The sequence below is a fragment of the Knoellia aerolata DSM 18566 genome (assembly GCF_000768695.1).
GTDB lineage: Bacteria > Actinomycetota > Actinomycetes > Actinomycetales > Dermatophilaceae > Knoellia > Knoellia aerolata.
This window is the reverse complement of sequence record NZ_AVPL01000004.1, coordinates 36,032-59,540: the sequence shown is the minus strand read 5'-3', so window position 1 is coordinate 59,540 and position 23,509 is coordinate 36,032. Positions and strand designations below refer to the sequence as shown.

22 protein-coding genes are annotated in these 23,509 nt (G+C 73.5%); 3 read left to right on the top strand and 19 right to left on the bottom strand.

Annotation, left to right across the window (positions count from 1 at the left end):
- Nucleotides 1-4: 4 nt before the first annotated feature.
- Complete coding sequence (gene argC, locus N801_RS03145) at nucleotides 5-1,048, bottom strand: N-acetyl-gamma-glutamyl-phosphate reductase (protein ID WP_035932734.1); 1,044 nt, start codon at nucleotides 1,046-1,048, stop codon at nucleotides 5-7.
- Nucleotides 1,049-1,177: 129 nt separating this feature from the next.
- Between argC and N801_RS03140 the strand changes: the two genes are divergently transcribed.
- The 3 genes from N801_RS03140 to N801_RS03130 are packed head-to-tail and all read left to right on the top strand — an operon-like array spanning nucleotide 1,178 to nucleotide 3,382.
- Nucleotides 1,178-1,981 (top strand): hypothetical protein, encoded by an 804-nt coding sequence (locus tag N801_RS03140; protein ID WP_035932732.1) that lies wholly within the window; start codon nucleotides 1,178-1,180, stop codon nucleotides 1,979-1,981.
- A gap of 26 nt (nucleotides 1,982-2,007) precedes the next feature.
- Entirely contained in the window at nucleotides 2,008-2,745 is a 738-nt protein-coding gene (locus N801_RS03135; RefSeq protein ID WP_035932730.1) for a hypothetical protein, read from the top strand.
- A gap of 1 nt (nucleotide 2,746) precedes the next feature.
- Entirely contained in the window at nucleotides 2,747-3,382 is a 636-nt protein-coding gene (locus N801_RS03130) for a hypothetical protein (protein ID WP_035932728.1), read from the top strand.
- Nucleotides 3,383-3,406: 24 nt separating this feature from the next.
- Here the strand turns inward: N801_RS03130 and N801_RS03125 are convergent, their stop codons facing one another.
- The 18 genes from N801_RS03125 to glnA all read right to left on the bottom strand — a co-directional run bounded on the left by N801_RS03125 (nucleotide 3,407) and on the right by glnA (nucleotide 23,425).
- Nucleotides 3,407-4,135 (bottom strand): SDR family oxidoreductase, encoded by a 729-nt coding sequence (locus N801_RS03125; RefSeq protein ID WP_035932727.1) that lies wholly within the window; start codon nucleotides 4,133-4,135, stop codon nucleotides 3,407-3,409.
- Complete coding sequence (gene pheT / locus N801_RS03120) at nucleotides 4,132-6,681, bottom strand: phenylalanine--tRNA ligase subunit beta (RefSeq protein WP_035932725.1); 2,550 nt, start codon at nucleotides 6,679-6,681, stop codon at nucleotides 4,132-4,134. Before pheT ends, N801_RS03125 begins: the two co-directional genes overlap by 4 nt.
- On the bottom strand, nucleotides 6,681-7,775 hold the full coding sequence (gene pheS / locus N801_RS03115) for a phenylalanine--tRNA ligase subunit alpha (protein WP_035932723.1): 1,095 nt from the start codon (nucleotides 7,773-7,775) through the stop codon (nucleotides 6,681-6,683). Before pheS ends, pheT begins: the two co-directional genes overlap by 1 nt.
- A gap of 213 nt (nucleotides 7,776-7,988) precedes the next feature.
- On the bottom strand, nucleotides 7,989-9,179 hold the full coding sequence (locus N801_RS03110) for an MFS transporter (protein WP_156996433.1): 1,191 nt from the start codon (nucleotides 9,177-9,179) through the stop codon (nucleotides 7,989-7,991).
- A gap of 139 nt (nucleotides 9,180-9,318) precedes the next feature.
- Nucleotides 9,319-10,407, bottom strand: coding sequence for a PAS domain-containing sensor histidine kinase (locus N801_RS03100; RefSeq protein ID WP_052112540.1), 1,089 nt, complete (start codon nucleotides 10,405-10,407; stop codon nucleotides 9,319-9,321).
- Between the two features lie 17 nt (nucleotides 10,408-10,424).
- Nucleotides 10,425-11,219: a TrmH family RNA methyltransferase gene (locus N801_RS03095; protein WP_035932717.1), complete on the bottom strand. Its 795-nt coding sequence runs from the start codon at nucleotides 11,217-11,219 to the stop codon at nucleotides 10,425-10,427.
- A gap of 49 nt (nucleotides 11,220-11,268) precedes the next feature.
- Nucleotides 11,269-11,655 carry a 50S ribosomal protein L20 gene (gene rplT / locus N801_RS03090; RefSeq protein ID WP_035932715.1) on the bottom strand — a complete coding sequence of 129 codons (387 nt, stop codon included), beginning with the start codon at nucleotides 11,653-11,655 and terminating at the stop codon, nucleotides 11,269-11,271.
- Between the two features lie 41 nt (nucleotides 11,656-11,696).
- Complete coding sequence (gene rpmI / locus N801_RS03085; RefSeq protein WP_009775194.1) at nucleotides 11,697-11,891, bottom strand: 50S ribosomal protein L35; 195 nt, start codon at nucleotides 11,889-11,891, stop codon at nucleotides 11,697-11,699.
- A 73-nt stretch (nucleotides 11,892-11,964) separates the two neighbouring features.
- Complete coding sequence (gene infC, locus N801_RS03080; protein ID WP_052112539.1) at nucleotides 11,965-12,612, bottom strand: translation initiation factor IF-3; 648 nt, start codon at nucleotides 12,610-12,612, stop codon at nucleotides 11,965-11,967.
- 586 nt (nucleotides 12,613-13,198) lie between these two features.
- Nucleotides 13,199-13,885 carry an SseB family protein gene (locus N801_RS03075; protein ID WP_035932714.1) on the bottom strand — a complete coding sequence of 229 codons (687 nt, stop codon included), beginning with the start codon at nucleotides 13,883-13,885 and terminating at the stop codon, nucleotides 13,199-13,201.
- Nucleotides 13,882-14,616, bottom strand: coding sequence for a bifunctional 1-(5-phosphoribosyl)-5-((5-phosphoribosylamino)methylideneamino)imidazole-4-carboxamide isomerase/phosphoribosylanthranilate isomerase PriA (gene priA / locus N801_RS03070; protein ID WP_035932712.1), 735 nt, complete (start codon nucleotides 14,614-14,616; stop codon nucleotides 13,882-13,884). The genes N801_RS03075 and priA overlap by 4 nt, the downstream gene beginning before the upstream one ends.
- 57 nt (nucleotides 14,617-14,673) lie before the next feature.
- A complete protein-coding gene (gene hisH, locus N801_RS03065) occupies nucleotides 14,674-15,318 on the bottom strand; it encodes an imidazole glycerol phosphate synthase subunit HisH (protein ID WP_035932710.1) in 645 nt (214 codons plus the stop codon).
- Nucleotides 15,315-15,941, bottom strand: coding sequence for a hypothetical protein (locus tag N801_RS03060; protein ID WP_035932708.1), 627 nt, complete (start codon nucleotides 15,939-15,941; stop codon nucleotides 15,315-15,317). Before N801_RS03060 ends, hisH begins: the two co-directional genes overlap by 4 nt.
- Before the next feature lie 3 nt (nucleotides 15,942-15,944).
- The gene (hisB, locus tag N801_RS03055; protein ID WP_035932707.1) at nucleotides 15,945-16,550 is read right to left on the bottom strand and encodes an imidazoleglycerol-phosphate dehydratase HisB; all 606 of its coding nucleotides are present in this window, start codon (nucleotides 16,548-16,550) and stop codon (nucleotides 15,945-15,947) included.
- The gene (locus tag N801_RS03050) at nucleotides 16,547-17,698 is read right to left on the bottom strand and encodes a histidinol-phosphate transaminase (RefSeq protein WP_052112538.1); all 1,152 of its coding nucleotides are present in this window, start codon (nucleotides 17,696-17,698) and stop codon (nucleotides 16,547-16,549) included. The genes hisB and N801_RS03050 overlap by 4 nt, the downstream gene beginning before the upstream one ends.
- Nucleotides 17,695-19,002 carry a histidinol dehydrogenase gene (gene hisD / locus N801_RS03045; RefSeq protein ID WP_035932705.1) on the bottom strand — a complete coding sequence of 436 codons (1,308 nt, stop codon included), beginning with the start codon at nucleotides 19,000-19,002 and terminating at the stop codon, nucleotides 17,695-17,697. Before hisD ends, N801_RS03050 begins: the two co-directional genes overlap by 4 nt.
- A 69-nt stretch (nucleotides 19,003-19,071) precedes the next feature.
- Nucleotides 19,072-22,077, bottom strand: a complete 3,006-nt coding sequence (locus N801_RS03040) for a bifunctional [glutamine synthetase] adenylyltransferase/[glutamine synthetase]-adenylyl-L-tyrosine phosphorylase (RefSeq protein ID WP_035932703.1) — start codon at nucleotides 22,075-22,077, stop codon at nucleotides 19,072-19,074.
- Nucleotides 22,078-22,087: 10 nt separating this feature from the next.
- A complete protein-coding gene (glnA, locus tag N801_RS03035) occupies nucleotides 22,088-23,425 on the bottom strand; it encodes a type I glutamate--ammonia ligase (protein ID WP_035932702.1) in 1,338 nt (445 codons plus the stop codon).
- Between the last annotated feature and the right edge of the window lie 84 nt (nucleotides 23,426-23,509).

Genomic DNA, 23,509 nt, shown 5'->3' with positions numbered 1-23,509 from the left:
GCGCTCACGGCGCCACCCCCGATCCGAGGAGGCCGGTCGACTCGGGCAGTCCGACGGCGAGGTTGAGGCACTGGACGGCCGCGCCCGCGGTGCCCTTGGCGAGGTTGTCGACGGCGGCGACGGCGACGACGCGGCCGGCGCGCTCGTCGAGGACCACCTGGACGACGACGTGGTTGCTGCCGACGACGTGTGCGGTGGCCGGCCACGTGCCGGGCTCGAGCAGGTGGACGAACGCCTCGTCGGCGTATGCCGCCCGCCACGCCTCGCGCACGTCCGCGGCCGACGTGCCCGGCACGACCCTCGCCGTGCACGTCGCGAGGATGCCGCGGGGCATCGGGGCCAGGGTCGGCGTGAACGAGACCCGGACCGGCGCGCCCGCCGCCGCCTCGAGGTTCTGCTCGATCTCGGGGGTGTGTCGGTGCGTCCCACCGACGCCGTAGGGCGACATCGACCCCATGACCTCGGAGGCGAGCAGGTGGGGCTTGAGCGCCTTCCCCGCGCCGGAGGTGCCGGAGGCGGCGACGACGACGACGTCATCACCCTCGACGACGCCGGCGGCCAGGCCGGGGGCGAGGGCCAGGCTCACCGCCGTCGGGTAGCACCCGGGGACGGCGATGCGCCGCGTCCCGGCGAGGTCGTCCCGCCCGCGACCTCCGCCGGCCAGGGGCAGCTCGGGGAGTCCGTAGGCCCACGAGCCGGCATACGCAGTGTCGTAGAAGGTCGTCCACGCGGACTCGCTGCGCAACCTGAAGTCGGCGCCGCAGTCGATGACGACGGCGTCGGCCGCGAGCACGGACGACACCGACGCGGAGTGGCCGTGCGGCAGGGCGAGGATGACGACGTCGTGCCCGGACAGCGTGTCGGGGGTGGTCTCCAGCAGCACCCGGTCCGCCAGCGAGCGCAGGTGGGGGTGGATCGTGCCGAGCGTCGTGCCCGCGTTGCCACCGGCCGTCACCGCGCCGATCTCCACCTCGGGGTGCGCGAGCAGCCAGCGGAGGGCCTCGCCCCCGGCGTAGCCGCTGGCACCGGCGACCGCGACCTTCAGCATGTTGCATAGTCTTGCATGCCGCAACAACTCTATGCAATTCCGTGCATGGCGTATCAGGTGGGCCGGGTTCGCGCTCCTTCCCCGTAGCGACCTCGCACAGGGCAGGGTCAGGAACGAGGGAGAACCACCATGTCCGGTGTCAACGACGCCATGTCCGCCGCCACGCGCCTGGGCGAGATCGGCTTCGTCGAGTTCACGACGAAGCTCGTCAGCGACGTGTTCGACACGCTGGTCGCGTCGAACCTGCGGCAGCAGCAGGCCTTCATCGAGCTGCTCCAGGCGACGAGCAAGTCGCTCACCACCTACGTCAACGAGACGAAGGACGACATCGGGCCCGGTGAGGTCATGCAGGTCCTCACCGCGATCGCGCCCCGCAACGCCGAGACCCCCGCGACGAGCGACAGCCCGACGGCGGTCGTCGCCGGCGGCAAGCTCAGCGCCGACGAGGCCGCGACGATCAACACGGCCCTGACGATCACGGACCCCGACACCAACGCCGTGACCAACGACAAGGCCGCCAAGGCCGGCAACCTCGACGCCAAGGCCATCGACGCCCTGCGCGAAGCGGTGGCGCAACGGGTCGCCGCGAACAAGTACACGCTGCTCAAGGAGATGGTCAAGCTCGGCATGCTGCGCCTGGTCGTCACCGACGGCACGATCGAGAGCGGGCTGAACTTCCACTCGTACGGGTCGGACTTCCTCCGCAACAACTCGAGCCGCTACTCGAGCCAGCAGTTCCAGCTCAAGGCCAACGCTCAGACGGGGAGCATCCTCTCGGCCTGGGTCAAGGCGTCCGCGAGCACCGCCTACACGTCGGTGAACGTCAGCACGAGCAACACCTCCAGCGGGTCGAGCTCGGGCGTCGACGTCACCATCACCGGTGGCGTGAAGATCAACTTCAAGACGGACTACCTGCCCCTCGAGACCCCCTGACCGCCGACGCCCCCAGGAGGTGAGCCATGCCTGAGAGCACTGTCTCCGACGTCGGATTCGCGGAGTTCGTGGCGGTCCTCCTCGTGGAGACTCTCGACTCGATCGTGGCGTCGCATGCCAGCCAGGAGGATCGGCTGCGCGCCCTCGAGGCGGCGGCGGACTTCACGGCGGAGGAGGTCGCCGCGACGTCCATCACCGCCGGGATGGTCGACCTGACCCTCGTCGAGCTGTTCCCGGACGGCAAGGGTGGGACGTCCGTGGTCGTCGGTGGCCCGTCACCGTCCCAGGACGTCCTCGCCGAGCTCGGCGTCACGGTCCCGCGGCGCGACGGAGGGTTGTCGAGCGGTGACGTCGGCGCGATCCGCAACGCGGTGGCGCTCCTCCTCGCGCGCCGTCACCTCGAGTCGGTCCAGGAGGTCCGCCGTCGCGGGGTCCCGCGGGTCGTCGTCGACGGGGGCACGCTGCGCGCCAAGCTCGCGTTCACCACGACGCGGCGCGCGGACACCACGCCGGCGACCCCCCGGCGTGCGGGCGCAGGACTCACGCCGGCCGCGACGCGGGACGTGCTCGGCTCGCTTCCGGTCAGCCGCATCGGTGACCTGCTGGGGCCACGGGCGACCGTGCTGCGCCCCGAGGTGCTCGACGGCATCCGCGACCTGCGCCTGCGGGTCCGGCCGCCGGAGACGAACCCGGAGCCGGGGACGCCCGTGGAGAAGGCGGACGTGTTCGGCGAGATCGAGATCCGCTTCCGGACCGAGCTCTGACGTGGGACCGCAGGAGCTCGCCGCCCTCGTCGCGCGCGAGGCCGACGCCGGTGTCGCCGGAGCCCTCCGGGCGTTCGACTCGGCGGGTGCGTTGACCGTCGAGACCGTCGTCGGCCGGATCGGGTCCCGCCCGGCCTCGGTCGACACGCCGTGGGAGGACGTGGTCTGGCAGGCCGAGGTCGTCATGCGCCCCAGCGGTGTCGTGCGCGACCCGACGTCGGAGCCGTCCGAGGCACCGGTGTCCGACCTCCCGGACCTCGTCCGCAGGCTGTCCGTCTCCGCGCTGCGGGGCGTCGGTCCGCGATGGGCCGACCGGCTCGCGCAGCGGGGGGTGCTCACCGTGGGCGACCTCGCCTCGCTGTCCCCCTCGACCGTGGCGTCGTGGGCGGGCGAGGAGGACGGCGGGTATGCCGTGCAGCTCGTCGCGAGGGCGCGCACCTGTGCCGGCGACTGGCCGCAGACCGACGCCTCCGACGCCCGCTCCGTGCTCGAGGTCTCCGAGGCGGACCCGGGCGCGGCCGCGGGCTGGCCGCCCGGGAGCCGCGCGGACGCCCATGCCCTCTGGTCCGCCTGCCTGAGGCTTCGGGCCGCGGTCGACGACGACGTGCTGGCAGAGGTCCGCGTCAACGCCGGCTGAGGCACCTGGGCGGGTCCGGGAGGGTCAGGTCAGCGGGTCGTCGTCCCCCCACGGGATGAGCCCCAGGGTGCGGTCGAGCTCGCCGAGGCCCGCGCTCGCCCGGGCGGACAGGGAGGACGGCGTGTCCAGCCCGGCGCGCACGAGCCGGCCGCTCCAGGCATCGAGGTCACCTGCGGCGATCGCGAGCAGCAGCTCGGTCACCTCCCCGGGTGAGGTCCACTCCGTGCGGCCCCGGTGCATGACCATCGACTCGGTCATGTCGGTGCGGACGACCCCGGGCGCGAGGTCGAAGACGAGGGCCGCGCGGTCCTCCCCCAGCCCGAGCTGCGACGTGAGCCGGGCGAGGGCGCCCTTGCTGACGTTGTATGCCGTCGCGACGCCGGCGTTGCGGTAGGCGGCCCCGGAGTTGATGTTGACGATCCGACCCGTGCCCGGCGTGAGGTGCGGCAGCACCGCCCGCGTCATGAGGTAGGGGCCGCGCACGTTCACTTCGACCGTCTCCCACCACTGGTCGGGGTCGCTGTCGGCCAGGGGCACCTCGGCATCGATGACTCCGGCGTTGTTGACGAGCAGGTCCACGTGACCGTGGCGCCCGACGACCTCGGCCACCCACGCCTCGACGGCGCCACGGTCGGTCACGGGAGCCGTGGAGCGCGACCCGCGCTCGACGGCATACCCTCCCTGCTCGAGCGCATCGGCGACGTGCGCGCCGATGCCCCGGGACGCCCCGGTGACGATCGCCACCGGGCTCATCGCTGCACCGCAGCGGTGCGTCGAGCCGCCGAGGCCACCGCGGAGTCGCGCAGGCCCGACACCTCCTCGGTGGTGAGGGTGCGGTCGGCGGCGCGGAAGGTGAGCCGGAAGGCGAGCGACTTCCGGCCCGGCTCCAGCTGGTCGCCGCGGTAGACGTCGAAGAGGGAGACCGTCTCGAGCGTCTCCCCCGCCCCCTCGCGCAGCGCCGCCTCGACGTCGGCCACGGGGACCGCGTCGTCGACCACGAGCGCGACGTCGCTCTGGGCCATCGGGAAGGTCACGAGCGTGGACGCCTGCACCGTCGGCTCGGCCGCGGTGACGAGGACGTCGAGGTCGAGCTCACCGGCCACCGACCGCGCGGGAAGGCCCAGCGCGGCGACGACCTTCGGGTGGAGCTCGCCCACGTGGCCGACGAGCGTGCCGTCGGCGAGCTCGACGCGGGCGCACCGGCCGGGGTGGTAGGGCGCGACGCCGTCGGCGACGGTGGTGACGGGCACCGCGAGGGCGACGCCGAGCACCCGGACGAGGTCGACGACGTCGGTGACGTCCGCGGCCCGACCGGGACCCCACCAGCCGCCACGGTCGCGCTCGCCCGCGAGGACGAAGGCGAGGTGTCGCGGCTGGGCGGGGACGGCCGCCCGGATCTCGGCCAGGGTCTCCTCGGAGGGGCGCACCCCGACGTCCTCGGTGGGTGCCGGGCGTTGCTCGCCCCGGCGGTCGACGACCAGCCCGATCTCGAAGAGACCGACGTCGCGCGTCCCGCGGGCGACGTTGCGGCGCAGGGCCTCCACCATCGTCGCGAGCAGCCGGGTCCGCATGAGGGGCTGCTCGTCGGACAGCGGGTTGGCCAGGCGCACCGACCGGGCGAGCTCGGCGTCGACGTCGAGCCCGAGGGCTGCGTAGCGTTCCGCGCTGACGAAGGGGGCGCCCCACACCTCGAAGAGGCCCTGCCCGGCCAGCACGTCGGCGACGATGCGGCGCACCCGCTGGGCATGGGTGAGCCCGGCTCCGCCGGGCGGCGTCGGAAGCGCCGACGGGATGCGGTCGTAGCCGTGGATCCGGGCGACCTCCTCGACGAGGTCCGCGGCCGTGGTGAGGTCCGGGCGCCACGTGGGCGGGACGACCGTGAGCTCGTCCGCGTCGCGCGTCACGGTGCAGCCGATGGCCCGGAGGATCGAGACGACCTCCTCGGCGGAGTACTCGACGCCGACGATGCGTGAGGGGAAGTCGACCGGCATGGTCACCGCCTCAGGCGCGTCCGGCGTCCCGACGTCGGTGACCCCGGCGTCGGCGACCCCGCCGCCGTGCTCGACGAGCAGGTCGACCGCCAGCTGCGCCGCCGCGGCCGCGAGGGCCGGGTCGACCCCCCGCTCGAAACGCCGGGAGGCCTCCGACGGCAGCCGGTGGCGCCGGGCGGACCGGGCGATCGACACCGGCTCGAAGTGGGCGGCCTCGACGAGGACGTCGTGCGTGCCCTTCCCCACCTCGGTCTGCGCGCCGCCCATGACACCGGCGATCGCGACGGGGCGCTCACCGCCGTGGTCGGTGATGAGCAGGTCCCCGGTGTCGAGGGCGCGGTCGACACCGTCGAGCGTCGTGAGGCGCTCCCCCGCCCGGGCGCGGCGGACGACGACCGGCTCCTCGAGCGTGGTCAGGTCGAACGCGTGGAGGGGCTGGCCGAGCCCGAGCATGACGTAGTTGGTGACGTCGACGGGCAGCGAGATCGGACGCATTCCGGCCTCGGTGAGACGGGCGGCCAGCCAGGCCGGGGTCGGCGCGGCCACGTCGATGCCCCGCACGACGCGGGCGACGTAGCGGTCGCACCCCGGCCTGCCGCGCACCGGGTCGTCGTCCGTGAGCCGGACGGCGAAGCCCGCCTCGTTCGCGGGGGGCGCCGCCGCGTCGAGCGCCAGCGCGGGGTCGGTGAACTCCGCACCCGTGGCGTGGGAGTACTCACGGGCGACGCCGCGCACGGAGAAGCAGTACCCGCGGTCCGGCGTGACGTTGACCTCGACCGTCTCGCGGTCCAGGCCCAGGAGCGGGATCGCGTCGGTGCCGGGCGTCAGTCCCGCGAGCAGGTCGTCCTGTCCGGCGAAGCGGCGGCCGAGGACCATGATCCCGTCGTGGTCGTCGCCGATCCCGAGCTCGCGCTCCGAGCAGATCATCCCGGCGGAGACGTGTCCGTAGGTCTTGCGGGCACCGACCTCGAGCCGGCCCTGCGGGGTCGTGAGCACGCCCCCGGGCAGGATGACGGCGACGAGGTCACCGGGGGCGAAGTTGTGGGCGCCGCACACGATGCCCTGCGGCTCGCCGGTCCCGTTGGCGTCACCGACGTCCACGGTGCACCAGTTGATCGTCTTGCCGTTCTTCTGCGGCTCGGGCTCCATGGTGAGGACCCGGCCCACGACGAGCGGTCCGGTGACGCCGCCGGTGTGGAGCCCCTCCTCCTCCAGCCCGATGCGCACGAGGTCGGCGGCGATCTGCTCTCCCGTGGCGTCGTGCGGCACGGCGACGTACTCGCGCAGCCAGTCGATGGGAACCCGCATCAGATCTCCATCCCGAACTGTGCGGCGAAGCGCACGTCTCCCTCGATCATGTCCCGCATGTCGCTGACGCCCGTCCGGAACATCAGCGCCCGGTCGATGCCCATCCCGAACGCGAACCCCGTGTACCGGTCGGGGTCGACGCCGCACGCGGTGAGCACGTTGCGGTTGACCATCCCGCAGCCACCCCACTCGATCCACCCGGTGCCCTTGCAGGTCCGGCAGTCCGGGTCGGAGCCGCCGCAGACGAAGCAGCGCAGGTCGACCTCGGCGCTGGGCTCGGTGAAGGGGAAGAACGAGGGCCGCAGGCGGGTCTTGACGCCCTCGCCGAAGAGCTCGGCCGCGAGCCGGTCGAGGGTGCCCTTGAGGTGGGCCATGGTGATGCCCTCGTCGACGGCGAGCCCCTCGACCTGGTGGAACGCGGGCATGTGGGTCGCGTCGAGCTCGTCGGTGCGGAAGACCCGGCCGATCGCCGCGACGTAGACCGGCACGCCGCGCTCGAGGAGGGTGCGGGCCTGCACGGGCGAGGTGTGCGTGCGCAGCACCAGCCCGTCCTCGGGGGGGTCGACGTAGAAGGTGTCCTGCATCTGCCGCGCCGGGTGGTCGGCGTCGAAGTTGAGGGCGTCGAAGTTGAACCACTCGGCCTCGATCTCCGGCCCCTCGGCGATCTCCCAGCCCATGCCGACGAAGAGGTCGGCGATCCGCTGCGACATCAGCTCGATCGGGTGCCGGCGACCGAGCGGCCGGCGGGCGGTGGGGAGGGTGACGTCGACGGCCTCCTCGGTGAGGATGCGCTCGTCGCGCTCGGCCTCGAGCTCGCCCTGGCGGGTCGTGAACGCCTGGGCGACCCGGGCGCGCGCCTGTCCGACGCGCTTGCCGGCCTCGGCCTTGGCGCTGGGCGGCAGCGCCCCGATCTCGCGGTTGGCCAGCGCCAGCGGCGACCTGTCACCGGCGTGCGTCGAACGCAGCGCCTTGAGGTCGTCGAGGGTGGCCGCCGAGGCGATCGCCGTCAGGGCGTCGGTCACCGCGGCGTCGATGGTCTCCGGGTCGAGCGCGGCGACCTCGACGGGGTCGAAGTTCGTGTTGGGTCCTGACATGGGTCTGCACTCTCGTCGCGGGCGCGATCACGTCGCGCGTGCGGGCTGGGGCGTCGGATGGGTCGAGGTGACGGGCCCCCGGGCGAAGCGTGGACGTCGGGCGTCCGATCCGGCGTGGATCAGGCCTGCCGCGTCACCGCACCCGGGGGCACCGTAAATCGGCGCACGGCACGCGGGGTGCGGGGGTCGGAGACGGGCGGCATGCCCGCCAGCCTAGCGGGAGGGGGCCCGACGCCGCCGACGGGTTTGCACCGCACCGGCGCCGAGGACGGCGATGACGAGGCCCACGAGTGCCGGCGCGACGAACCCGCCTCCCGGGCCGGTCTCGTCGATCGCGAGCCCGGCGAACGGCGCCCCGAGCGCTCCCCCGAGGGTGAGCGCCGACCCGTGCCACCCCATCGCCTCCCCGCGGGCGGAGGCCGGGACGATCCGGCTGGCCTGGTCCACGCTCGCCGTGATGGTCGGCGCGCACAGCAGGCCCGCGACGAACCCGAGGGCCGCCAGCGAGACGGTGCCGCCCGCGAGGGCCATGGGGAGGGTGACCAGGGCGAGCGCCCCGAGCAGCCAGAACGTCGAGATCGAGCGGCTCAGCCCGCCGTAGACCAGGGCCCCGATGAGCGAGCCGAGACCCCAGAGGGCCAAGACGAGGCCGATGGCGGTGGGCTCACCGAGCTCGCGCATCCGCGCCACGATCCCGAGGTCGGTGCCGGACAGGACGAACGTCGCGCTCGCCGCGGCCAGGCAGACGGCGACGAACGGCAGTCCGAACCAGTCCGACAGCGCCGGCCGGCGGGCATCGGCCGCGTCCTCACCCTCCGACCGCAGGACCGGGTTGGCCACCCAGAGCGCGGCGCCGCCGACGACCCCGAGCATCTGGATCCCGAAGAGGACCCAGCGCGTGTCCCAGTGCGCGGCCGCCCAGATGGCCGTCGCCGGCCCGACGATGAAGGACAGTTCCACCGCCACCGCGTCGAGCGAGATGGCGGTGCGCCGCTCCGACGACGGCACCGCCGCGATGACGGCCTGCCGGATGATCGAGAACGTCGGCACGACGAAGAGACCGGCGACGCCGGCGAGCACGAGGAGGGGGAGGTAGCCGACGAACGGGGCCACCGACCAGCAGGCCAGCGCGACGAGGGTCGAGGGCAGGACCACGCGACGCAGCCCGATCCGGTCGAGGAGGCGCCCCCGCCACGGGCCGCTGACGGCGATCGCCACGGTGGCGACGGCGGCGAGGAGCCCGGCGGCGGCATACGTGCCACCGAGCGTCGTGACGACGTGGACGGTGAGGAGGACCCCTGCCGAGAACACGGGGATGCGCACGAGCGTGCCGAGCAGCAGCGCCGACTTCAGGCCCGGGCTGGCCAGGACGACGCGGTAGGGCGCGATGGACAGCGCGGGCACGCAGGAACCCCTCTCTGACGAACCCGGGGTGCCCGGGCCCTCGGCAGGCTACGTCCGCCCGGGCCGGCGGCCCAACTCGGCTCCACGCGGCGCCCTGCCAAGCCCTTTCCGCGGCTGCAGCCCGGCCGGCCGGGTCGACTCAGACCGGCTCGGCCGGGAAGAACACCCGCACGACCGCGCCGCCCTCCGGGGCGTCGTCGATCTCGGCCCACCCACCGTGGGCCTCGACGATCCCCTTGACGATGTAGAGGCCGAGCCCGGTGCCGGTGCCGCTCGGGCCGTGCCAGAACCGGCTGAAGACGGCTCGCCGCTGCTCGGGCGGGATGCCGTCGCCGTCGTCGGTGACGCTGATGAGGACGCCCGGCCCGGACGGTCCCACGTGGCGGGTCGCCTTGAGGTCCACCTTGCCGGAGCCGTGGCGCACGGCGTTGTCCATGAGGTTGGCCAGCACCTGGTCGAGGCGGTCGGCGTCGGCGTAGACCTCGTCGGCGTCGTCGTCCACCGAGACGGTGAAGTCGTCCTCGTCCCGGTCCGAGGCGACGGCGCGCTCCACGTGACGCCGCAGGGTGGCCCGCACCGAGAGCGGGACCTCGTGGATGCGCAGCCGGCCCGCGTCGATGCGCGAGACGTCGAGCAGGTCGGTGATGAGCCGGGTGAGACGGTCGGCGTCGGCGTCGACGGCGGCGAGCATGGTCAGCCGCTGCTCCTCCGTGAAGAGGTCCCACCGGCGCAGCAACGTCGACGAGAAGCCTTTGATGCCGGTGAGCGGCGAACGCAGCTCGTGCGCGATCGTCGAGATGAGCGCGGCGTGGTCCTGCTCGGTGCGGCGGCGGCCCTCCGCGTCACGAAGCCCGAGGACGACGGCGGTGAGGGCCCCGGCCTTCACGGCACGCAGGTAGCTCGCCGTGACGAGCAGCTCACGGCCGTCGGGCAGCTGGAGGAGCTTCTCGCGGTGGCCGGTGCGGATGCGCAGCCCGCGCCAGGGGTCGGCGAGCGTCCACCACGACTCCCCGTTGCGGGTCTCGAGCGGCAGCGCGACCCGGATGTCCTGGCCGACCATCTCCTTGGCGGCCGACCCGAGGATCTGCTCGGCACGTCGGTTCACCGATGCGACGATCCCGTCCGGCCCGGCCGTGATGAGGCCGTCCGGCAGGAGATGCGCCGCCGTGAACGCCGCCGACACGGGGAAGGTGTGGGCGTCGGCGTCGAACGTCTGCGTGTCGGCCATGCGCCCATCCCACCACGTCAGGGGCGTCGCGTCGCGCCTGCCGAGGTCGCCAGGCAGATCGTGGCGGCCATCGCGAGGTTGAGGGACTCGACCCGCTCGTGGGTGGGGACCCGAACGACGTCGTCGCAGCGGGCCCGGATCGGCTCGGGCAGCCCCCAGGCCTCGTTGCCCATCACCCAGGCGTGCGGGAGGCCGACGTCGACGTCCGGCAGGAGGGTGTCGCCGGCCCCGTCCGCGGCGAACAGGCGGATGCCGTGTCGCGCCAACGCGTCCAGCGTCGCGTCGACGTCGAGACCCGTCACGACCGGCAGGTGGAAGATCGACCCCGCCGTGGAGCGCACCACCTTGGGGGAGAACACGTCGACCGACCCCTCGGTGAGCAGCACCGCGTCGGCGCCGAAGGCGTCGGCGCCGCGGATGACCGTGCCGGCGTTGCCGGGGTCACGCACGTTGCTGAGCAGCACGACGAGCCGCGGGTCGGCGGCGAGCACCTCGTCGAGGGTGGCGGTCCGCGTCGCGACGACCGCGAGCAGCCCCTGTGGCGACTCGGTGTCGGACATCGCCTCGAGCACGGCGTCGTCGGTCTCGTGCACCCGGATGCCGACCTCGAGGGCGGCCTGCACGATCGCGTCGTGCCGCTCGAGGGCCGCGGAGGTGACGTACAGGTCGTCGACGCGCTGGGCGGCATACCGGATCGCCTCGCGCACGCCCTGCGGGCCGTCGACGACGAACCGGCCGGCCCGCTCACGCGCAGAGCGCCGGGAGAGCGATCGCACCGACTTCACCCGATCGGATCGGACGTTCGTCAGCACGGCTCTCCCGGCGCTTCAGGAAGGACGCAGGGGTGCGCCCCGGGATGGCTCAGGCGGAGACCTTGTCGGTCACCGGCTGGGCCGGGACGTTCGCGCGAGCGATCTCGACGAGGGCGGCGAAGGCGGCCTCGTCGTTGACGGCGAGCTCGGCGAGCATGCGGCGGTCGACCTCGATCTCGGCGACCTTGAGGCCCTGGATGAGGCGGTTGTAGGTCATGCCGTTGGCGCGGGCCGCAGCGTTGATGCGCTGGATCCACAGACGACGGAAGTCACCCTTGCGGGCGCGACGGTCGCGGTAGGCGTAGCCGAGGGAGTGAGTGACCTGCTCCTTGGCCTTGCGGTAGAGACGGGACCGCTGACCGCGGTAACCACTGGCGCGCTCGAGGACGACCCGGCGCTTCTTATGGGCATTGACTGCCCGCTTCACGCGTGCCACGTGAGACTCCTTGCTGTTCTTGGACGTTCGGGGGGCTCGGCTCAGATGCCGAGAAGCTTCTTGACCTTCTTGACGTCGGCCTTGGAAACGAGGACGTCCTTGCTGAGGGCGCGGGCCTTCTGCGGGGTCTTCTCGTGGAACTTGTGGACGTGACCGGCCTGCTCGCGCATGACCTTGCCGGAACCGGTGACGCGGAAGCGCTTCTTGGTGCCGCTGTGGGTCTTGTTCTTCGGCATGGCTGCCGATCTCCTTCGCTGTCGGTGCTGCTGTGGTGCTGTCTCGTCGTGCGGGAAACCTGGGGGCGGTCGACTACTCCGCGGGGGTGGGCGCGTCGGCCCGGGGAGCCTGCTCGGCCTGCTGGGCCTGCGCGACCTGCGCGTCGAGCTCGGCGGCGACGTCGACCTCACCTGCGGTGTCGACCTCACCCGAGGCCTCGTGCTCACCGGCGGCGTCGTCCCTCTTGCGACGCTGCTCGGCGCGCGCCTCGGACTTCTTGCGGGTCGGACCGAGCACCATGATCATGTTGCGGCCGTCCTGCTTGGGCGCGGACTCGACCGTGCCCAGCTCGAGGACGTCCTCGGCGAGGCGCTGGAGGAGGCGGAAGCCCAGCTCGGGACGCGACTGCTCGCGCCCGCGGAACATGATCGTCACCTTGACCTTGTCGCCGCCCTTGAGGAACCGCTCGACGTGGCCCTTCTTGGTGGCGTAGTCGTGCGGGTCGATCTTGGGTCGGAGCTTGATCTCCTTGATGACCGTGTTGACCTGGTTCTTGCGCGCTTCTCGGGCCTTCATGGCGGCTTCGTACTTGTACTTGCCGAAGTCCATGAGCTTGGCGACCGGCGGCTTGGCCATGGGGGCCACCTCGACCAGGTCGAGGTCCGCCTCGGCGGCGAGGCGCAGGGCATCCTCGACGCGGACGATGCCGACCTGCTCGCCGTTGGGGCCGACCAACCGCACTTCCGGAACCCGGATGCGGTCGTTGATGCGAGGCTCGCTGATGTCGTACTCCTTGAGGTCTGGGACAGGCGTCGTGCGTGACCGGACATGAGGAGAGGCCCCTCGCGCAGCGCCCGAGAAGCCTCACATCCGTCCACGGGAGCCCACGGCATACGCGTATGTCGCGGACCGGTGGAGAAACCCGGCGACCCGGAGGTCGACGCGGGTGGAAGCGAGCTTCACTTGCGCACCGTGCCCGCCACCTCGAGAGGTGTCACGCACAGCCGGTCAGGGGCCGACACTACCAGCCGCGCGGACCACACCCAAAATCCGTCCCGTCCGCCTGCGTCCGCAACCCTGGTCGCCTTCCCGACCACCCTTGCGGACGCTGCCGTATGCCGGCACCGCCCGTTTGCGTCCGCAACCCTGGTCGCCTTCCCGACCACCCTTGCGGACGCTGCCGTATGCCGTCCGCCGCCCCGCCTGCGTCCGCAACCTTGGTCGCCTTCCCGACCACCTTTGCGGACGCCGCCGTATGCCGGCCCGCTGCGTCCGCAACCCTGGTCGCCTTCCCGACCACCCTTGCGGACGCTGAGGGTCTGGGGGGTCAGACGATGCGGAAGGCGAGGCCGTCGATGCGGGCGCGCAGCTCACCGTCGGTGGCGAGGCGCTCCCCCACCCGGGTCGCGACCGCCTGCACGGCGGGTGCGTCCAGGCCCTCGGTGAGCTCGAGCCAGATGCCCAGGACCCCCTGCCCGGACGGGGCGCCCTCCTCCACGTGGTGCGCGCGCACGTCGGCCTCCTCGGCCACGGCCCGTGACACGCCGGCGGCGACGAACGGGTCGAGGTGCGGGGCGACCCACTCGCGTTCCTGGGCGAGCGCCCACACCATCGACGGACGGAGCACGCGGGTCCGGGGACCGGCGACGTCGATCACGACGACGTCGCAGCGCTCGCTGACGGCAGCCTGCGCGGCCCGGGCGGCCGTGACCGGCACCGGCCGGGCGGCGGGGTCCCAGGCGGCCAGCGCCGCGAGGCTGCTGAAGACGGGGAGCGCCCGCTCACCGTCGGGCGCCACGAGGGTCACCGCCGCCAGGTCCGTCTGCGTGTCGACGGTGAGCCCGCCCTCGGTCGCCGTCTCGACCGGCTCCGCGACGATCGGCACGAGCAGCCGCGAGGCCGGGAGCGCCGCCATGAGCGCGGTGGGGTCCTCCCCGGCGAGGGCGGTCGTGAGCGTCTCCTCCGGGGAGCCGTCGTCGCCGTCGAAGCCGGTGAAGACGAGGTCGCGCGTCACGGGCGGCCGGCGGCGTCAAGCGCCTCGGGCAGCGTGAAGGCGCCGCGGTAGAGCGCTGAGCCGATGATCGCTCCCTCGACACCGTCGCCGACCATGCCCCGAAGCGCCTCGAGGTCGGCCAGCGTGGACACGCCACCCGACGCGATGACCGGCCGGTCGGTGCGGGCACAGACGTCGCGCAGGAGCTCGACGTTGGGGCCCTTGAGCATGCCGTCCTTGTTGACGTCGGTGACGACGTAGCGGGCGCACCCCTCGCCGTCGAGGCGCTCCAGCGTCTCCCAGAGGTCGCCGCCCTCCTGGGTCCAGCCGCGTGCGGCCAGGGTCGTGCCGCGCACGTCGAGGCCGACGGCGACCCGGTCACCGTGGTCGGCGATCGCCGACGCGGTCCACTCGGGGTTCTCGAGCGCGGCCGTGCCGAGGTTGACCCGGCGGCACCCGGTGGCGAGCGCCCGGTCGAGGGTCTCCGCGTCACGGATGCCGCCGCTCATCTCGACGTCGATGTCCAGGGCGCCGACGATGCGGGCGAGCAGCTCGGCGTTGTCTCCGCGGCCGAACGCGGCGTCGAGGTCGACGAGGTGGAGCCACTCGGCGCCCTGCTCCTGCCAGCGCATCGCCGCCTCGAGCGGGTCGCCGAACTCACCACCGGTGCCGGCGACCCCCTGGACGAGCTGGACGGCGCGGCCGCCGGCGACGTCGACGGCGGGCAGGAGCTGGAGACGGGGGGTGGTCATGACACCTTCAGGGTTCGGACGAGCAGGTCGGGCGGTGGTCGGCGGTGGTCGGGCGGGTCAGAGCGAGCGGACCCAGTTCTCGAGCAGGTGCAGCCCGGCGTCGCCGGACTTCTCCGGGTGGAACTGGGTCGCGGACAGGGGGCCGTTCTCGACGGCGGCGACGAAGCGCTCGCCGTGGGTCGCGTGGGTGACCCGGGGCGCCACGACGGCGAAGGCGCCCTGGGGCTCGGGCAGCGTCCACTCGTGGACGGCATACGAGTGCACGAAGTAGAAGCGCTCGGTCTCGACACCGGCGAAGAGCGCCGACCCCGTCGGCACGTCGACCTCGGACCACCCCATGTGCGGGACGACGGGGGCGATGAGCCGCTCGACGGTGCCCGGCCACTCGGCCAGACCCTCCTCGGGCGTCTCGGTCGGCTCGGTACTGGACTCGAAGAGGGCCTGCATGCCGACGCACACGCCGATCACCGGCCGGCCACCGGCCAGCCGGACGTCGATGATCCGGGGCGCCTCGGCGGCCCGCATGCCGCGCACGCACGCGTGGAAGTTGCCCACCCCGGGCAGGAAGAGGCCGTGCGCGTCCAGGGCCCGCTGGCGGTCGGCGGTGAGCTCGACCGCCGCGCCGACCCGCTCGAGAGCCCGGACGGCACTGTGGACGTTCCCGCTGCCGTGGTCGAGGACGACGACCCGTCGGGCGGTCATCGCTCCAGCTCCGACCGGTGAGCGTCCTCCTCGGCGACCAGGGCGTCGAAGGCGGCGATGGAGCGGGGGCTGGGGTCGACCCGCTCGTGCGACTCGTCGGCGCCGTCGCGCAGGAGCTCCTCGCCGGGGAGCCCGAGCAGGCGCATCAGCCCGATGAGGACGTCGACCGGCTCGCCCCGGGTGTCCCCGAAGTGCTCGGTGACCTCGGCGGCCGAGGTCCGCGACCGGGCGCCCGCGACGTCGACGACGAGGCCGGCCGGGAGCGCGGGCAGGTCGGGCGTGCGCCGCACCCCGGTGCCGGGCTCCCAGACGAGCCACCGCTGGTCGAGCCGCCAGCCGCGCGGCTGCACGGTGACGACGGCGCACCCGTCGATGACGAACAGCCCGAGGGCGGGGCGGCGGCGGGTGGGCACCCGGCGCGCCGCGAGGATCTCGAGTCCGATGTCGTAGGGCGGGGCCGAGAAGGCCCGGGACTCGGCGAGGCAGACACCCGTCCAGCCGGCGAGGGGCACGACGCGGACGGCCGCCAGCCCCCGTCGGACCCAGCGCGCCGACGCCCCGGCGCTGCCGCGGACGAGGACGAGCCCGTGTCCGAGGTGGGGGGTCCGGTCAGTGCTGGCCACGGCTCAGAGCGCACCCTTGGCGCTGGGCACCCCGACCACGCGGGGGTCGCGGGCCACCGCGGCGCGCAGCGCGCGGGCCACGGCCTTGAACTGGGCCTCGACGATGTGGTGCGGGTCGCGACCGGAGAGGACGCGCACGTGCAGGGCGATCCCCGCGTGGAAGGCGAACGACTCGAGAACGTGCCGCGTCAGCGACCCGACGTAGTTGCCGCCGATGACGACGTACTCCTGGCCCGCCGGCTCACCGGTGTGGACGACGTAGGGACGGCCGGCCACGTCGACGACGGCCTGCACCAGCGCCTCGTCGAGCGGGACCGTGGCGTCACCGAAGCGGGCGATGCCGCTCTTGTCGCCGAGTGCCTCGCGCAGCGCGTCGCCGAGGACGATGGCGACGTCCTCCACGGTGTGGTGCGCGTCGACGTCGACGTCACCGACGGCCTTGACCCGGAGGTCGATGAGGGAGTGCTTGGCCAGCGACAGGAGCATGTGGTCGTAGAACCGGACACCCGTGCTCACCTCGCCCACCCCCGTGCCGTCGAGGTCGAGGGTCAGCTCGACGCTGCTCTCCGAGGTGGTGCGCGTCACCGTGGCGGTGCGGTTGCTGGTCACGACTGTCCTTCCAGGTGGTCAGGACCCAGGGCGGCGACGGCGTCGAGGAACGCCGTCACCTCCTCCGGTGTCCCGGCGGTCACTCGAAGATAGTGGGCGATCCCCACGTCCCTGACGAGAACCCCCTCGTCGAGCAGCGCCTGCCACGTCGTGTGGCTGTCGCGCAGCCCCCCGAAGAGGACGAAGTTGGCGTCGCTCGGCACCGGGTCCAGCCCGAGCCCGGCGAGGGTGTCGACGATCCGGTCGCGCTGCGCCTTCACGACGTCGACGGTCCCGAGCATCGTGTCGGCGTGGCCGAGGGCGGCACGGGCGATCGCCTGGGTCGGTGTCGACAGGTGGTAGGGCATGCGGACGAGGCGGAGCGCGTCGACGAGCTCAGGGTCGGCGGCGAGGTAGCCGAGGCGGCCGCCGGCGAACGCGAACGCCTTGCTCATCGTGCGCGTGACCACGAGCCGGGGCCGGCCGTCGAGGAGGGTGAGGGCGCTCGGCGTGCCGGGCCGCGCGAACTCCGCGTAGGCCTCGTCGACGACGACCACGGCCCGGGGCGCGGCCTCGAGGACGGCACCGACGATCTCGAGCGGGAGCGCGGTGCCGGTCGGGTTGTTGGGCGAGCAGAGGAAGACGAGGTGCGGGTCCGCCTGCTCGACCTGCGCCACGGTGGACTCGACCGACAGGTCGAACGCCCCGCCCCCGGGGACGCCGCGCATCCCGTCGACCCAGGTCGTGCCGGTCGTCGCCGCGATGATCGGGTGCATCGAGTAGGCCGGGGTGAACCCCAGCGCCGTCCGGCCCTGACCGCCGAACGCCTGCAGCAGGTGCAGGAGCACCTCGTTGGAGCCGTTGCCGGCCCAGACCTGCTCCCGTCCCACCGTGGTCCCGCTGCGCGAGAGGTATGCCGCGAGGTCACCTCGCAGGTCCGTGAACTCCCGGTCGGGGTAGCGGTTCAGACCGGAGGCCACGGCCGCGACGGCGGCGACGATGTCGTCGACGACCGCCGGCGGGACGGCATACGAGTTCTCGTTGGTGTTGAGCGCCACGGGCACGTCGAGCTGGGGTGCGCCGTACGGGGTGCGACCACGGAGGTCCTCGCGCAGGAGCTCCTGGATCGACCAGGCGGAGCGGGGGACCCGGCTCGAGCGGGTGCTCATGCGAGCTCGGGGAGCCGCGCGATGACCGCTTCGCCGTGGGCAGGCAGGTCCTCGGCGCGCGCCAGGGTCACGACGTGGGCGCCGACCTCGCGCAGGGCCGCCTCGGAGTACTCGACGACGTGGATGCCCCGCAGGAAGCTCTGCACGGACAGGCCGCTGGAGTGCGAGGCGCAGCCGCCGGTGGGCAGGACGTGGTTGGACCCGGCGCAGTAGTCGCCCAGGCTGACCGGCGACCAGGCGCCGACGAAGACCGCACCCCCGTTGCGGACCCGTGCGGCCACGGCGCCCGCGTCGGCGGTCTGGATCTCCAGGTGCTCTGCGGCGTAGGCGTTGACGACGTCGAGGCCCACGTCGACGCTGTCGACGAGGACGACGGCGGACTGGCGGCCGGTGAGAGCGGTCGTGACGCGCTCGGAGTGCTTGGTCGTCGCCACCCGCCGCTCGACCGCGGCGGCGACGGCCTCCGCGAGCTCGGGACTGTCGGTGACGAGCACGGCAGCGGCGAGGGGGTCGTGCTCGGCCTGGCTGATGAGGTCGGCGGCGACGTGCTCGGGGTCGGCGGTGGCGTCGGCGAGGATCGCGATCTCGGTGGGACCGGCCTCGGCGTCGATGCCGATGAGGCCCTTGAGCAGGCGCTTGGCCGCGGCGACGTAGACGTTGCCCGGACCGGTCACGAGGTTGACCGGGTCGAGGTCGTCGAGGCCGTGCGCGAACGCCGCGACCGCCTGCGCCCCGCCCATCGCCCAGACCTCCTCGACGCCGAGCAGCGCGCACGCGGCGAGGATGGTCGGGTGCGGCCAGCCCCCGAAGTCCTTCTGCGGCGGGCTGGCCACGGCGATCGACCCGACGCCGGCGATGAGGGCGGGCACGACGTTCATGACGACGCTGCTCGGGTAGACCGCCACCCCGCCCGGGACGTAGAGACCGACCCGGTCGACCGGCACCCAGCGCTCGGTCACGGTGCCTCCCTCGGCGACCGTGGTCGTCGTCGTGACGCGGCGCTGCTCCTCGTGGACGATGCGGGCGCGGCGGACGGACTCCTCGAGGGCGGAGCGCACCTCCGGGTCGAGGTCGTCGAGCGCCGCGGCGAGCACGTCGGCCGGGACGCGCAGCGAGGTCGGGCGCACGCCGTCGAAGCGCTCGGAGGCGTCGAGGACCGCGTCGGCGCCGCGCGCGGCCACGTCGTCACAGATCGGGCGCACCGTCGTGACGGCCGCCTCGACGTCGAGCTCGGCTCGCGGGAGGGTCGCGCGGAGCTCGCGCACTCCGGGCGTGCGGCCACGCAGGTCGAGGACGGGGATCATGCGGGCAGTCTATTTCGCCGCGGTCCACCGCTCGTGACCACGTCCGCGCCCACGAGTCGGCGCGGACGCTCAGGAGTCGCCGTAGAACACGTGCTCCGCCGCGTGCCGGGCGCGCCGGGCGACGCGGCGGTAGCGGTTGGCGAGCTCCTGGCCGGACTTCGGGGGCAGGCCCATGATCCGGGCCATCCCGTCGGCGTCCCGGACGTCGGAGGGCACCGAGTCCACGGTGCGTCCCCGCGCGAGGAGCCCGGCGTTGCGCATCGTCGAGGCGAGCCGCCACGCCTCGGCCAGGGCGAGGGCGTCGTCGGCGCCGACGAGCCCGGCGGCCTCGGCGGCGGCGAGGGCGCCCAGGGTCGACGTCGTGCGCAGACCTGCGTGGTCGTGGGCGTGCTGGAGCTGGATGAGCTGGATGCACCACTCGACGTCGCTGAGACCGCCGTGGCCGAGCTTGAAGTGGGTCTTGGGGTCGGCGCCGCGCGGCAGGCGCTCGGACTCCATCCGGGCCTTGAGGGTGCGGATCTCGCGCACCTGTCCGGCGTCGAGGCCACCGTCGGGCCAGCGGACCGGGTCGATGAGCGCGACGAACGCCTCACCGAGCGAGGGGTCGCCGGCCACCGGTGAGGCACGCAGCAGGGCCTGGGACTCCCAGACGAGCGACCACCGCTCGTAGTAGGCGCGGTAGGAGTCGAGCGAACGGGTCAGGGGGCCGTTCTTGCCCTCGGGCCGCAGGCCGGCGTCGACCTCGAGCCGGGGGTCGGGGGCCGCGAGCGCGAGCAGCCGGATGAGCTCCTTGACGACCTCGAGCGCCTGCTCCTGCGCCGCCTGCGGGTCGGCCCCCGCGACGGGGTCGTGGACGAAGAGGACGTCGGCGTCGCTGCCGAACGCCGCCTCACCGCCGCCGAGCCGTCCCATCCCGACGACGAGGTGACGGCTGAGCGGTGCGGCCCCCGTCTGCTCCTCGACGCCGGCGAGGACGACGTCGAGGGTGACGTCGATGAGCGCACCGCTGAGGTCGGCGAGCGCGGTGCCGAGCTCGTCGAGGGTGACGTGCCCGAGGAGCGAGGCGACGGCGAGCCGGAACAGCTCGGAGCGCCGGACCGCCCGGGCCGCGAGTACGGCGGGCTCGGGGGCGTCCTTGCGGCGGGCGGCGGCCCGCATCCGGTTCTGCACCTCGTCGCGCGGACGCGGCCGCAGGCCGCTGGGGTCGCCGAGGAACTGCACCGACTCCGGCCCCTGTTCGAGCAGCTCGGCGGCGTAGCGGCTGCGCCCGAGGGTGTGTGCGAGGCGCTCGGCGGCGCTCCCCTCGTCGCGGAGGAGCCGGAGGTACCACGGCGTCGTGCCGAGCTGCTCGCTGATTCTTCGGAAGGCGAGCAGGCCGGCGTCCGGGTCGGCCTCGTCGGCGAACCACCCGAGCATCACCGGCAGCAACTGCCGCTGGATCGCCGCGCGCCGGCTGACGCCGTCGATGAGGGCCTGCAGGTGGTTGAGCGCCCCCCGGGGGTCGCGGAAGCCGAGGGCCGCGAGGCGCTCGCGCGCCGCCTCCGGCGTGAGGCGCACCTCGTCGGGCCCGAGGCGGGCGACGGCCGAGAGCAGCGGACGGTAGAAGATCCGCTGGTGCAGCCGGCGCACCTCGCGCGCGGCGGTGCGCCACTGCGCGGTGACCGAGTCCTCCGGGTCGCGCGTGTGCCCCAGGGCGCGTCCGAGCCAGCGGAGGTCCGCGGGCGCCGTGGGCATGAGGTGGGTGCGGCGGAGCCGGTGCAGCTGGATGCGGTGCTCGAGCGTGCGCAGGAGCCGGTATGCCGTGTCGAGCGTCTGCGCGTCGTCCCGCCCCACGTAGCCCCTCTGGGAGAGCGCCGCGAGCGCGGTGAGGGTGGTGCCGGAGCGCAGCGACCGGTCGGAGCGCCCGTGGACGAGCTGGAGGAGCTGGACGCTGAACTCGATGTCGCGCAGGCCGCCCGGGCCGAGCTTGAGCTGGCGCTCCGCCTCGCCGTGGGGGACGTTGTCCTCGACCCGGCGGCGCATGGCCTGCACGTCCTCGACGAAGTGCTCGCGGGAGGCGGCCGACCACACGAAGGGGGCGACGGCCTCGACGTAGGCCCGCCCGAGCGCCCGGTCGCCGGCGATGGGCCGCGCCTTGAGCAGGGCCTGGAACTCCCACGTCTTGGCCCAGCGCTCGTAGTACGAGAGGTGGGACTGCAGGGTGCGCACGAGCGGGCCGTTCTTGCCCTCGGGGCGCAGGGCCGGGTCGACCTGCCAGAGTGCGCCCGCGGCGGTGGCGCTGGAGCAGATCCGGATGAGCCGGGTGGCGAGGTCGGTGCCGGTCGAGAGCGCCTCGCCCTCGTCGGCGCCCTCCGCGGGCTCGGCCACGAAGATGACGTCGACGTCGCTGATGTAGTTGAGCTCCCGCCCCCCGGTCTTGCCCATACCGATGACGGCGAAGCGGCACTGGTCGGCGGCGGGGCCGACGGCGGCGCGGGCGATGACGAGGGCTGCCTCGAGGGCGGCCTCGGCGAGGTCGGCGAGGGCCGCGGCGGTCTCGGGGAGCCGGGCCGCCGGCTCGGGGCGCGAGACGTCGAGCGCGGCGATGCCGAGCAGCTGGCGACGGTACTCGATGCGCAGGGCGTCCTCCGGGGTCGTGCCCTGCGGCGGGGCGCTGACGGCGGCGGTGAGCAGCTCGACCCGCTCCTCGACCTCGAGCTGGACGGCGTCGACGACCGACGTCCAGTGCTCGGGCCGAGCGACGAGGTGGTCGCCGAGCGCCGTGGACGCGCCGAGCACGGCGAAGAGCCGGTCGCGGGCCCGGCCCGGCTCGCGCAGCGCGGGGACGATCGCCTCCCGCAGGTGCGAGCGTGGCGTCGTCCCCACGGCCTCCATGAGCCGCACGAGGGTCAGCAGCGCCTGGTCCGGGTCCGCCACCTTCGCCAGGGCAGCCGCCAGCCCGTCGGTCTCGACCCGGGACCGGTCCTTGACCAGCGGCTCGAGCACCGGGTCGGCGAGGAGGCCGATGGCCCGGCGCGGGTCGGCGAACCCCAGCCGGGTCAGGTCGCCGGGCACGGTGGGGATGCGGGCACTCATCGTGCGCCGGTCACAGGCGCGGCAGGTACCGCTCGAGCTCGAACGCGGTCACCTGGCCGCGGTAGTCGGCCCACTCGGAGCGCTTGTTGCGCAGGAAGAAGTCGAAGGTGTGCTCACCGAGGGTCTCGGCGACGAGCTCGCTCTCCTCCATGACCTCGATGGCCTCGTTGAGCGAGGCGGGCAGCGGCTTGATGCCCATCGCCTTGCGCTCGGAGTCGGAGAGGCCCCACACGTCGTCCTCGGTCTCGGGGGCGAGCTCGTAGCCCTCCTCGATGCCCTTGAGCCCGGCCGCGAGCAGCACCGCGAACGCGAGGTAGGGGTTGCAGGCGGAGTCGATGGACCGGACCTCGACGCGGCTGCTCTGCCCCTTGTTGGGCTTGTACATGGGCACCCGGACGAGGGCGGAGCGGTTGTTGTGCCCCCAGGTGAGGTGGGCCGGCGCCTCTCCCCCGCCCCAGAGCCGCTTGTAGCTGTTGACCCACTGGTTGGTGACGGCAGTGATCTCGGCCCCGTGGTGGAGCAGCCCCGCGATGAACTGCCGCCCCGTCCTGGACAGCGAGTACGGCGCGCCCGCCTCGTAGAAGGCGTTGCTGTCGCCGTCGAAGAGCGACATGTGCGTGTGCATGCCCGAGCCGGGGTGCTCCGCGAGGGGCTTGGGCATGAAGGAGGCGTAGATGCCCTGCTCGAGCGCGACCTCCTTGATGACCGTGCGGAAGGTCATGATGTTGTCGGCCGTCGACAGGGCGTCGGCGTAGCGCAGGTCGATCTCGTTCTGGCCCGGGGCGCCCTCGTGGTGGCTGAACTCGACGCTGATGCCCATCGACTCGAGCATGGTGATCGCCGCGCGGCGGAAGTCCTGCGCGGACCCGTTCGGGACGTGGTCGAAGTAGCCGGCCTGGTCGATCGGCGTCGGCTGCTCCCCCGGCTTGAAGCCCTTCTCGAAGAGGAAGAACTCGATCTCGGGGTGGGTGTAGAAGGTGAAGCCCTGGTCGGCGGCGCGGGCGAGCGTCCGCTGCAGCACGTGGCGCGGGTCGGCCATGCTCGGTGCGCCGTCGGGGAGAGTGATGTCGCAGAACATGCGAGCCGTGCCCGGGCTCTCACCCCGCCACGGGAGCACCTGGAATGTCGCCGGGTCGGGCTTGGCGAGCATGTCGGCCTCGTAGACCCGGGCGAAGCCCTCGATGACCGACCCGTCGAAGCCGATCCCCTCGGCGAAGGCTCCCTCCAGCTCGGCCGGGGCGACGGCCACCGACTTGAGCGCACCGAGAACGTCGGTGAACCAGAGGCGGACGAAGCGGATGTCCCGCTCCTCGATGGTGCGGAGCACGAACTCCTGCTGACGATCCATGTCGGCATCCTAGGGGGAGGCAGGGCAAGGGCCCCGGAGCATGTCGCTCCGGGGCCCTCCCCCTCCTGCAGGTGACTCAGCCCA